The sequence below is a fragment of the Syntrophaceticus schinkii genome (assembly GCF_000946815.1).
In the GTDB taxonomy this organism is placed as follows: Bacteria; Bacillota; DSM-12270; order Thermacetogeniales; family Thermacetogeniaceae; genus Syntrophaceticus; species Syntrophaceticus schinkii.
Genome location: NZ_CDRZ01000269.1, coordinates 1 through 9,571 on the forward strand (window position 1 = coordinate 1; position 9,571 = coordinate 9,571).

General features: G+C 48.1%; 10 protein-coding genes and 1 pseudogene. 1 reads left to right on the forward strand and 10 read right to left on the reverse strand.

Going from position 1 to position 9,571, the window contains the following annotated elements; genetic code table 11:
- Window positions 1-43 precede the first annotated feature (43 nt).
- From SSCH_RS12970 to SSCH_RS13020, 10 genes and pseudogenes are all read right to left on the reverse strand, one after another.
- Window positions 44-391: a hypothetical protein gene (locus SSCH_RS12970; protein ID WP_044665833.1), complete on the reverse strand. Its 348-nt coding sequence runs from the start codon at window positions 389-391 to the stop codon at window positions 44-46.
- Between the two features lie 158 nt (window positions 392-549).
- A complete protein-coding gene (locus SSCH_RS12975) occupies window positions 550-1,569 on the reverse strand; it encodes an AI-2E family transporter (RefSeq protein WP_156972287.1) in 1,020 nt (339 codons plus the stop codon).
- Window positions 1,570-1,585: 16 nt separating this feature from the next.
- Window positions 1,586-1,774: a hypothetical protein gene (locus SSCH_RS12980; RefSeq protein WP_044665835.1), complete on the reverse strand. Its 189-nt coding sequence runs from the start codon at window positions 1,772-1,774 to the stop codon at window positions 1,586-1,588.
- A 152-nt stretch (window positions 1,775-1,926) separates the two neighbouring features.
- The gene (locus tag SSCH_RS12985; protein WP_198142470.1) at window positions 1,927-2,511 is read right to left on the reverse strand and encodes a PRC-barrel domain-containing protein; all 585 of its coding nucleotides are present in this window, start codon (window positions 2,509-2,511) and stop codon (window positions 1,927-1,929) included.
- A gap of 228 nt (window positions 2,512-2,739) precedes the next feature.
- Complete coding sequence (mnmA, locus tag SSCH_RS12990; RefSeq protein ID WP_044665837.1) at window positions 2,740-3,798, reverse strand: tRNA 2-thiouridine(34) synthase MnmA; 1,059 nt, start codon at window positions 3,796-3,798, stop codon at window positions 2,740-2,742.
- 297 nt (window positions 3,799-4,095) lie between these two features.
- A pseudogene (locus tag SSCH_RS13000) lies at window positions 4,096-5,254 on the reverse strand (cysteine desulfurase family protein).
- Between the two features lie 398 nt (window positions 5,255-5,652).
- Complete coding sequence (locus SSCH_RS13005; RefSeq protein ID WP_044665839.1) at window positions 5,653-6,978, reverse strand: replication-associated recombination protein A; 1,326 nt, start codon at window positions 6,976-6,978, stop codon at window positions 5,653-5,655.
- A gap of 41 nt (window positions 6,979-7,019) precedes the next feature.
- Window positions 7,020-7,352: a thioredoxin gene (gene trxA, locus SSCH_RS13010; RefSeq protein ID WP_332306941.1), complete on the reverse strand. Its 333-nt coding sequence runs from the start codon at window positions 7,350-7,352 to the stop codon at window positions 7,020-7,022.
- 229 nt (window positions 7,353-7,581) lie between these two features.
- Complete coding sequence (locus tag SSCH_RS18410; protein ID WP_156972288.1) at window positions 7,582-7,725, reverse strand: hypothetical protein; 144 nt, start codon at window positions 7,723-7,725, stop codon at window positions 7,582-7,584.
- A gap of 30 nt (window positions 7,726-7,755) precedes the next feature.
- Window positions 7,756-7,971: a helix-turn-helix domain-containing protein gene (locus SSCH_RS13020; protein WP_044665841.1), complete on the reverse strand. Its 216-nt coding sequence runs from the start codon at window positions 7,969-7,971 to the stop codon at window positions 7,756-7,758.
- A 348-nt stretch (window positions 7,972-8,319) separates the two neighbouring features.
- Here SSCH_RS13020 and SSCH_RS13025 point away from each other — a divergent pair, with 348 nt between their 5' ends.
- On the forward strand, window positions 8,320-9,390 hold the full coding sequence (locus SSCH_RS13025) for a magnesium chelatase ATPase subunit I (RefSeq protein ID WP_232294474.1): 1,071 nt from the start codon (window positions 8,320-8,322) through the stop codon (window positions 9,388-9,390).
- Window positions 9,391-9,571: the final 181 nt, after the last annotated feature.

The window sequence follows — 9,571 nt, forward strand, 5'->3', positions numbered from 1 at the left end:
ATATTCGTTCATAATCTAATGCCGTCTCGACTTCTTACCAGTTCTAACCCGATGGGCTCAAAATCGCTCTCACGCTTCCCTCTATCAACTGAGCAGGCCTCGTGTGTACCCCAAACTCAATCCGATCCCGGTTGTCGTGAATCTTATCTTCTTGTTTGGCTGGTAGGGTAATTGACCCCTTTTCTTCAAGTTTCTTTAAAAGCTGTAGGCATGAAGCTGTCTTGTTCCGACCATTCGGTGTTACCCAATCTAAGTTCTCACAGACCGTATTTGCTAGCTCGGTAAGGCTTAGTTTCGGAAACATGCGTATTATTTCCTTAACATCTTGCAGTTCCTGTTCGGTGAAATATCTGCCGCTTACCAAGACTTGGTTGTCGTATTGTTTTGTCATAGTGCAGGCCCCCTTTGATAATAACCCACACTATTGTCTCATAATTAATTACCGCTGTCCAGGTTCCTTTTTCGATAAAATATTTCTTCTAGTCTCTGGAAACCTTGTCGGGCATAGTAGTTAGAGGCTATGCGTCAGTTCTGGTATCCCTGAAGTTATTATACTATCTTTTCCCACAAATAGCGCAGGATTATACGCAGCAGTCCAGCTGCTGGAACAGCAAAGATAAGCCCTAAGGGGCCTGCCAGATAGCCTCCAATCAGAAGAACCAGAACTGTAGCGACAGGGTGTAGACCCACTCTGTCTCCAAGTAACCTGGGAGCGAGAAAACTGCCTTCGAACTGTTGGACTATTATATAAATTACCAGCATGGCAATGCCCTTCCAGTAGCTGATGGTAAGGGCAAGACCAACCACCGGTATGGCCGCCAGCAGCGGACCAAAATAGGGGATCAAGTCGAGAACAGCTGTAAATAATCCTATGAGGACAGCAAAAGGCATATTGATCAAGGCAGCCCCTGCTCCTGTTAACAAACCCACGATTGCTGAGACGAGCAGGTGACCCCTGAGAAACTGGCTGAAAATGAGATCCCCTTCACGAATAAGAAACTGCAAGTCATTCCGGCAGCTGGGTGGAAGAAAAGCAAGAACGGTCTTTTTGATATGATCGGAATCTTTGATGAAATAGTAGGCGAGAAAGGGAGCAAGTATAAGACTGGGAAGAAGGGATATTGCCCCGATCAGACCTTGGGCAAACCCGCGTATCCCCTGAAGCAAACCTTTGCGAATGTGACCCACTGTCTCCCTTAGGATTTGCCGGCCTTCAGCCGGTAAGCTGATGCGCTTTGATAGACTGTCGAAATATCCCTGTGCCTTTTCCCATGTCTCCACATAAACAGGGAGTATTCTGCCAAAGGCCTTGGCTTCATTAAAGGTGGCGGGAATAAAAAAAGCAATAAAAATATATACAAGAAATAATCCGGCCGCATATACAGTGATAATAGCCGTGGATCGCTTAACCCCCCTTGCCTCAAGACTGCGGACAAGGGGGAAAATCATGTACGCCATCAAAGCGGCAATTGCAAAAGGAACCAGCAGGGGACGAATGTAATATAAGAATGCCCCCACGGCCAGCCCTATCAGAGAAAGGATAATAATGCGCAGGGTACGGTGCTGCATCAACACGTTATCGCCGCTAGCGGCGCATCATCTCCATCACTCCTCGGGAAATCCCGCGCAGGACACGCATTGTATTATCACCAACCCGGCGTGACTGCAGCAATGCCTTTCTATTTGGGGTTTGGCGGGATGCAAAAAATGATCCAAGAAGTGCTCCCAGAAACCCACCTGTGATCAAGCCATTAAAATAATTGCGCTTTGCCAACTCTCTCACCTCTCTTGATCATAGTTAAGATAAATCATCCCCTGTAGTATTTAATGCCATAAGATTGCCATCTTCGGTGATCTCATAAACCTCAGATTCTCCACCGGCACTGAATTCAACATAGCAGGACCAGCAGTAATACTGATCTGCGCCTACTTTCCCCGTCTGTCTACCACGGCATATCGGACACTGCATTCTGACCACCTCTGTCTGTACCGGTAAATCCGGTGATAATAGCTTCCTTTCCCCAGGATAAAACCATTTCCGGCGAAATAATCATTCTGCCGGAGAGAAGATCCCCCCACAACTCCTGTTGACAATTCGTACCCCAACAATTTACCCTCATCTGCATCAAAAATTACATCTTTGAGTGTTCCCAGATTATTTCCGTCCTGGGACAAAACCAGCTCCCCTCCTGTTTGGTTCACACTTCTGAGACACGGGGACGGTTCTCGCGTCTCACTGGGTATACCGCTATCCTCTTTAGGAAGCGGGAATGCTTCTCGCATCTCACAGAGTGATACGTCATCCTCTTGAAGAACTTCCCGTCCGGAAACAGTGATGGCATCTGTCCCGATACTGCTGATCTCAGCAAAGGGAAGGCAGTGATCACCCACTACCAGGCAGCAAATCCTCATATCCCGGTGGCTCCAAAGAATATCATCCACAACTCCAATTTCATCCCCGGTATCAAGGCTCACCACCGGCAATCCGATAATTTCCCTGCCTTTTTGCAATTGATACCCCTTCTCCCTGATAAAGTCTAAGTTTTCTTTATTATTACCGCCCTGACAAAAAAAATGCACCCCTTTTTCAAGCGCATCCTGTTTACCATCATCCGCCGGGACACTTTTAGACGAAACATCGAACTAAAGTTGTGGCCGTCAACTCTTGGGAAGAAGGAGTAAGGCCAACTGGCATCCTTCGATGAAACAGAATCCCATGACTTCAGTCGCGGGAATACGTCAACGGATTGGCCTGTGGATAATACCTCCTCCCAGCACCAGGTCATCTTCATAAAAAACCACCGCCTGTCCAGGTGTTACCGCCTTTTGCGGCTGGGAGAACCTCACAATGATTTCTCCCTCTTCTCCAGGAGAAAGTACTGCCTCAGCAGGAGAAGAGGCATACCTGATCTTTACCTGGGCCGGATAAGGTTCAAGCAGGGATTCCAGAGCAATGAGGTTCACATCCCTGGCTGTCAGCCCAGGAACCATCAGGTCTTCTCGATTTCCCACCACCAGGGTGTTGCCAACAGGGTCTATTTCCACTACATAGGCGGGGGATCCCAGAGCAAGCCCTAAGCCGCGCCTCTGGCCGATAGTATAATTAGCGACACCCCGATGCTCGCCAACGGGTTTTCCCTGTATATCATAAATAATTCCCGGTTCCGCCGCCTGGGGGACACTCTTCAGTAAAAAGCGACGGTAATCATTATCAGGAATAAAACAGATCTCCTGGCTATCCTTTTTTCCGGCGAATGGTAGTCCTGCGCGCTTAATGATGCTGCGCACCTCATCCTTACGGTATTCCCCAAGTGGAAATTTAAGATAGGGAAGTGTATCCTGTTGCAGTGTATACAATACGTAGCTCTGGTCCTTTTGAGAGTCAATGCCTTTTTTTAATACCCAGCGCCTGCGCATGCAGTCATAATTCACCCGCACATAATGACCGGTTGCCATGTAATCCGCCCCCAACTTGCGCGCACAGTCGAACAGTGCCCTGAACTTGATCTTCCTGTTACAGACAACACACGGATTTGGGGTGCGTCCAGCCAGGTACTCCCTGCAGAAATAATCGATCACATTTTCCTGGAAAACACTCTGCAGATCACAAACATAATGGGGAATACCCAGCAATCCGGCAGCCCTCCGCGCATCCTCAACAGCAGATGAGCCAGATAGTTCGCCAGACATAAGCTTCATCGTAATGCCGCAAACATTATACCCATCTTCTAAAAGCAAGAAGGCGGCAGCTGAACTGTCAACCCCACCGCTCATAGCAACAAAAACCGTTTTACTCATCTATACCTCCACGACCTGCACCGGGGACGGTTCCTGGCGCATTTCTGTTTCTGTTCTTGGATCAAGGGGACGAGTGGACCAGGGGGACAGTTCTCCTGATCTCTCCTGATCTAAAACTAAAATTATCAAAGTACGGTTCTCGGGACTCTCGTGATCTCTTCACCGATAACAGAGCCGTCATTTTCCAACGACCAACCCAAAACGCGGAGGTCGGAGACCAGAAGCCGGAGGTCTTAGTGACCAATGATCTGTGTTCTGTTGATCCCAACGACCAACCACTAACCACCAATCACTAATCTATGCCTGATCTCTTCTAAGCTTTTCCACTAAATCTGTGAGAACACCCAGAACATAATCAATATCATCAACAGTTGTAGACCGTCCCACGGTCATTCTGATGGTTCCTGCCCCCTCTTCCTGTGAGAGGCCGATGGCCTCCAGCACATGGGACAACTGCGAAGACCCGGAGCTGCAGGCTGAGCCTGTGGAAACAGCGATCCCCTCCTGGTCGAGCCCCACAAGCAGACACTCCCCTTTGGCGCCGCGAAAACTGACATTGACATTATGGGGAAGTCTTTTTTCAGGGTGCCCATTTATTTTTGCATCAGGTATAAGTGCTTTGATGCCTTGAATTAAGCGGTCGCTCAATTGCTTATATCTCCTGCTTTCATATAGATGTTCACTGGCTGCGATTTCAGCAGCCTTACCCAGCCCTATGATACCTGGGAGATTTTCCGTTCCCGGCCGGCAGGTTTTTTCCTGCCCACCCCCATGAATAAGGGGTTTAAGTTCTACCCCCTGTCTAATGTAAAGCGCTCCTGCTCCCTTTGGCCCGTAAATCTTATGTGCTGAAATGGAGAGCAGATCAACATTTAGGTCATCTACATTAATAGGAAGGTAACCCGCAGTCTGGACTGCATCAGTGTGAAAAATGATACCATGTTTGCGGGCAACTTTTCCGATTTCGGGTACAGGCTCGATGGTTCCGATCTCATTATTGGCATGCATGATCGTTATCAAAATGGTATCCCGACGAATCGCTTTTTTAATCATCACCGGGATCCACAACCCCATCTTTATCTACAGGTAGAAATGTCACCTCAAACCCATTTCGGGCAAGCATCTGACAGGGGTCAATGACCGCATGGTGTTCGATGGTTGAAGTGATAATATGTCTGCCCCGCTCTTGATAGGACAAGGCGGTTCCCATAACAGCCAGGTTGTCTGCCTCAGTGCCTCCGCTGGTAAAGATGATCTCCTGTTGTCCTGCCCCCAGTAAACGGGCAACCCTCTCCCGCGCAACTTCCAGGTGCTGCTTTGCTGCACGGCCGTAAAAATGAAGGCTGGAAGGATTGCCAAAATGCGTCTCCAGCACCTTGTGCATCTCCTGTAAAACACTGGGATGAACTGGAGTTGTAGCTGCGTGATCAAGATAAACCTGTCTCCTTGTTGTCATTATCCTACCCCCTTACAATAGATGTCGGAAACCAGAAGTCGGAAGTCAGAGGGATCCATTAACAGTCTTGATCAGTAGAATGCCCTATTGATCCTGATCGTGTAATATTACTTTTTTAGGCAACAGGGATCACAAGAACCGTCAGACTGTGTAAAAACCATTGCGCCCTTTTCCATCCCCCCATTTACGATCAAATTCCGGTTGTTTTTAGGGATAAGGAACACCAATTACCCGCTATTTCAGTTATACCCCCCACTTCTGACCGCTGAACTGGTGATTTTGGGAGGTATCACACAGTCTGCCGTCCCAGTGATCCAACATAAAGCAATAAAGCAAGCCTGGCCCCGTCATCTTTTTCTTCCAACACCTAACGATCAACCACCAACGACTAACTTATTTTATGTTTCCTTCTTTTGTAATGTTTCAAGGAAAGCCTTGATATACTTTTCCCTTCCGGATTCAGACGGTTCATAGTATTTACGTCCCTGCAAAGGATCGGGTAGATACTGCTGGGGAACGTAGTTTCCTTTATAATGATGTGGATAGAGATAACCCTCTCCGTGCCCCAAACTTTTCGCTCCATAGTAACTGGTATCCCGCAGGTGTTTAGGTACTTCCCCTAAATCCCCTTTCTCCAGATCGCGCAATGCCTGTCCAATACCCTTATAAACACTGTTGCTCTTAGGAGCACAAGCCACATAAAGTGCCGCTTCAGCTAGAAGCAGTCTTCCCTCTGGCATCCCGATATGTTCCACACCCCGTGCTGCTGCCTCTGCTACTACCAAAGCCATGGGATCCGCAAGCCCCACATCTTCAGCGGCATGAATCACGATCCTCCTGGCAATAAAACGGGGGTCTTCTCCCGCTTTCAACATGCGGGCGAGCCAGTGCAAAACGGCATCCGGGTCGGAGCCTCTCATGGACTTTATGAAAGCGGAAATGACATCATAATGTTTATCCCCTTCCCGGTCATAGATAACAGGTGCCTGCTGGACAGCAGCAGCGGCTTCCTCAAGTCCGATGTGAATTTCTCCATCTGGCCCCGGTGGTGTGAGGTGTACTGCCATCTCCAAGGCATTAAGTAAAAACCGCGCATCTCCTCCGGAGAGACGAATCCAGTGTTCCCTTGCCTCAGTGTCTACCTCTAACTGCAGCTTTCCAAGCCCCCTTTCCGGATCAGAAAGGGCACGCTCTAATACTTTATTTAAATCCTCAGGTTTCAGTGGATAAAAGGAAAGGACGCGTGTTCGAGACAGCAGAGGGGAATTAACTGAAAAATAGGGGTTTTCCGTTGTGGCACCGATTAAAATCACGATGCCCTGCTCCACCGCCGGCAACAATACATCCTGCTGTGCCTTGTTAAAGCGATGGATTTCATCGATAAATAGTACGGTTTTTTGATTATAAAATTTTAAACGATCCCGAGCCTCCTGCAGCACCTTACGCAGTTCACCGACACCGGTGCTGGTGGCATCGACCTGAACAAAGACCCCCTTGGATGAACGCGCGATGATCTTGGCCAGTGTCGTCTTGCCTGTTCCGGGAGGGCCATAAAATATCGCGGAAAAGGGGCTGTCCGCCATTAGAGCTGTACGCAGCAGCTGACCAGGAGCAACCAGGTGATCCTGGCCAGCAAACTCCTCAATGGTATCCGGCCGCATTCTATATGCAAGGGGGCCCTCCTCTTCCAGAGCCTTCTTCTGGGCATAATCAAACAGGTCCACCGGAAACACCCTCTTTTTTACTTCCTGTTAATGTTTATAATTTAGGCCAAATGCTCGTCAATAAAGCGAGCTATTTCTCGCTTTGGGCGAAATCCGGTGATTCTGGTAACCTCATTGCCCTCCTTGAACAGGATCATCGTTGGAATGCTCAATATCCCGAACTTTTCTGCGGTTTCTCTGTTTTCGTCCACATTGAGCTTAGCAATCTGTATCCGTTGCCCATAATCCTGAGCAAGTTCTTCTATTACTGGGGCGAGCATCTTACAGGGTCCGCACCAACCTGCCCAAAAATCTACAAACACCGGAAGCTCAGCATCTTTCAGATGTGCGTTAAAATTCTGATCGGTTAAAGTGATAATTTCAGCACCCATCATCTAGCCCTCCTCCTGGCTTTTCCTAAAGGATATAATTATCCCAGTGCCTCTGTCAAGAGCCATCAATTCACTCCTCCATTCCATGAGTATATTAATTGTTCCAGCACACTTTCTGGTTTACCAAAACAGAAGTCAGAGACCGGAAGTCTGAAGTTAGAAGTCTTAAGTGCATGCTTCATGGACGATCCCCCTCGCAGAAATGCGCCAGGAACCGTCCCCAGCGCACGCGCTACTGCTGCACTGGTTCCTGCTCCGGAGGAGAGTCAGGAGGAACAATCTCCGGTCGCTCACTTCCCGGGTGAAGGGGAGAAGGTGTTGGCTGTGGTATTTCTAAAGGACTCATATCCGGACGTGGTATACGGAAGTTAGTCACACTGATCACCTCCCTGTGGGGCAAGACCTGTCAATCTTGCCCCATAATAGAATCAATCCCATACTTTTCGAAGTGTTCCCGAAATTGGCTGATCACTTTTGGCGAAACACCCGCTTGCACTGCTATTTCCTCATCTGTTTTGCCATCTTTAAGCTGATCAAGAAATGTATCGAAGTCAATCCCCACATCCTCTACCATCGCTTTCAAACTGGGCTGTATACTCCAAGGGGGTCCTAGCCCATACATTTTTCCTTACCCCTTTCTAAATATTATTCTAATTATTAATAGTTGATTTGCTTGAGGTTAGCTATATAATAATGTGTGGAGTAATACGCTTTACTATTCACACCATACTCTGTCAACCAGCTGCCAGGAAAGCTGTGGAACTCCAGGAGGAGTATCCGGCTTCAATGTCGAAAGATTTGTAATTTTGGGAAAGGAGAACGAAAATTGAAAAACTATCTCCAATTAACACGGCACACTGGCAACACAACCTTATTTTTAGCGGTTGAGATGTCCTTAATCTCCGTCCTTCAAGGACTGCCGTTCCACATCCATGCCGAGGGATTGCGCGGAACAGGAAAAACAACGATTATGCGTTCGGTCAAGCAAATTTTACCGAAAATTACTAGAATTAAGGGATGCCTCTATAACTGTGACCCAGATAATCCACACTGCCCTCAACACTCTAAACTAACAGCTGAGGAGATCGCGGAAATCGGTACAGAAGAAATACCCATACCCTTCCTGGAAATATCACATTCAGCAAAAATCGGGACTGTAGCGGGAACCATTGATCTCAGCAAACTCACTAATCCTACAAAACCGGAGGCTGCCCTTCTGCCCGGCATCATACCACAGGCGCACCGCGGCATTATTTTTGTGGATGAAATCAACAGGCTGGCAGACACGTCCCCGGAGATCACCGATGTTCTGCTGGATGCCATGGGTACCAAACCAGGACGCGTCCAAATAGAAGAAACAGGACTTCCACTTGTTGAGGTCCCCGTTTCCGCCTCTGTTTGGGCGGCATCAAACCCAGATGAGGAACCAGGGCCCCTCGCCGAAATCCGGAGGCAGCTTTCCGACCGTTTTGACCTGGTGATTCCTATGGGCAGACCCTCCACACCTGAAGAAGTCGTGGATATTCTGACAATGGATGAGTCCATGAAAAGTGATGACCGCGTGCTATCAAAGCAGGAGGTAAGCCGTCTGGAACAGTTGAAAACCAACATCGAAAACATTGCACAGCAGTGCGACCTGGAAATGCCTGATTATTTGACGAACTTTCTGGCTAATCTTTATATCAACTACAACATTGAGAGTTTGAGGGCACTGGAAGCGATCAGACAGGCAGCCATCCTTCACACTTGTTTGAGAAAGAGGAACCAGGTGATGATCAGTGACATCATAACAGTACTTCCCCTTGCTCTTTATCACAGGGTAAGCCCTGCGACACTGACTGAAATAATGAACACAGTAAACAACAACCGCATGATCGGAAACAACAATAAGAAAAACGAATCCGGATTCAACTTGCCCCGTTTTTTTCAGCAGAAACAGTCAGCACCGCAGCAGTTTACTGAAAGTGCGCCCCCGGAGAAGGCTCGCTCACTGCGCGACCTTCCTGAAAATGGGCTGATCAAAAAAGAGACGGAATGTTAAGCAATGATAAGAGAAGTGGTTTCATGTCCGAAATCCCGATTTTAGAAAAACTGACATCCAAACAGCTTGAAGGAGATTAACCAAAGCCAAATCTCCTCCAGCCTACATACTCGAGAAACGACGGGGATTCCGGATCGGGAATCCACCGTTGCAGTCACTATGTGCACAGCGTCAATCCCCC